The sequence below is a fragment of the Ammoniphilus soli genome (assembly GCF_040813775.1).
Genome location: NZ_JBEGDL010000124.1, coordinates 1 through 1487 on the forward strand (window position 1 = coordinate 1; position 1487 = coordinate 1487).

Sequence of the window (1487 nt, forward strand, 5' to 3'; positions counted from 1 at the left end):
CATATTAACGGGATCTTAGGATCTGCCTTCATGGATCTGCTCGATTTATTACCTACTGCCGGCATTCGCTTCATTGGTGTCCGTCATGAACAAAGTGCGGCTCACATGGCCGATGCTTATACCCGAGTTACCGGCGTTGCCGGAGTCGTGATCGGACAAAATGGTCCGGGGATCACCAATATGGTCACCTCCGTTGCCGCAGCATACCAAGCTCATACACCGATGGTCGTTATCTCTCCTTCCGCCGGTACACCAACCATTGGCTGGGATGGTTTCCAGGAGTGTGATCAGGTCTCTGTTTTTAAAGCGATTACAAAGGAAACTGTCAGAGTGACTCATCCTAGCCGCGTCGCGGATTGCTTACGAACTGCATTCCGGATTGCCTATGCTGAACGCGGGCCTGTCCTGTTTGACATTCCTCGGGACTATTTTTACGGCGAACTGGAAGACCAAATTCTTGAGCCCCATCAGTATCGCGTCGATTCACGCGGCTGCGGTTCTCCCGAATCGTTGGCCAAAGCGGCCGAGTTATTGGCTCAAGCCAAATATCCGGTCATTATTTCCGGTAGAGGTACAGTAGACTCCGATGGCATCGACGCCGTCAAGGAAATCGCGGAATATCTCACCGCTCCGGTAGCCGTTTCCTATATGCATAATGATGCTTTTCCTGCCAATCATCCGTTAGCGGTAGGCCCGATCGGATACATGGGAGCCAAATCCGCGATGCATACCTTGAAGAAAGCGGATGTGGTGTTAGCGATCGGTACCCGTTTATCGGTGTTCGGTACTTTACCTTGCTATGATATTGACTACTTTCCGAAATCCGCGGCCATCATCCAAATCGATATTAATCCAAGAAATATCGCTCGTACCCATCCGATTGAAGTTGGCATTATTGGCGACGCTCGTGCGGCTAGCGTCGAAATTTTAAAACAGCTGAAAGCCATAGCTCCAAATATCCCATCCAATCCAGAGCGCTTGTTGGAAGTAGCTACCGTAAAGCAACAATGGGAAGAAGAGTTAGTGGAACTGGCCATGATCGACGGAAGTCCGATCAACCCGCGCCGGGCATTGCTGGAATTGACACGAGCCTTGCCTGAAAATGCGATTGTGACTACCGATATTGGAAATGTTTCATCCACAGCCAATGCCTATCTGAAGTTTAATGAAGGCCGGAAACATATCGCTGCCCTCACCTTTGGTAACACCGGCTTTGCCTACCCATCTGCACTAGGAGCTAAATTAGCGAACCCGGATTGCCCAGTCGTTGCCATCGTCGGTGACGGAGCCTGGGGAATGAGCTTGCATGAGGTCAGTACGGCAGTCGAAGAAAATATCCCGGTCATCGCTTGCGTATTTAATAATGGCGCTTGGTGTGCGGAGAAAAAGAACCAAGTTGACTTTTATAACAATCGTTTCGTAGGCGCGGATATTCAAAATCCAGACTTTGCCGAAGTGGCCCGGTCCATGGGGGCGGTTGGAATCCG

At 50.4% G+C, this 1487-nt stretch carries 1 protein-coding gene; it reads left to right on the plus strand.

The features are described from left to right. On the plus strand, window positions 1-1487 hold a 1487-nt coding region (gene xsc / locus ABLT31_RS38605; RefSeq protein ID WP_367761012.1), incomplete at both ends, for a sulfoacetaldehyde acetyltransferase.